1 protein-coding gene is annotated in these 245 nt (G+C 58.0%); it reads left to right on the top strand.

Translation table 11 applies throughout. The features are described 5' to 3' along the window. Window positions 1-245 (top strand): hypothetical protein (locus SB717_RS38650; RefSeq protein WP_410908534.1); only part of this gene is annotated, 245 nt, incomplete at both ends.

Genomic DNA, 245 nt, shown 5'->3' with positions numbered 1-245 from the left:
ACAAGGAACACAAGGACCGAGTGGAAATACAGGTGCAACCGGAGCGACTGGAGCAACTGGTCAAGGAATAACAGGCCCGACGGGAATAACAGGTCCAACTGGAATAACTGGACCATCTGGAGGACCTCCTGGTCCGACAGGGCCAACTGGTGCGACAGGTCCGGGTGGCGGACCGAGTGGAAGTACAGGTGCGACTGGAGCAACGGGGAGTACTGGGGCTACAGGAAGTACAGGGGTAACAGGAG

It is taken from the genome of Priestia sp. SIMBA_032, assembly GCF_046535215.1.
Taxonomy (GTDB): domain Bacteria; phylum Bacillota; class Bacilli; order Bacillales; family Bacillaceae_H; genus Priestia; species Priestia aryabhattai.
Note: the sequence above shows the minus strand (reverse complement) of the source record. Positions and strands in the feature narration are given on the sequence as shown.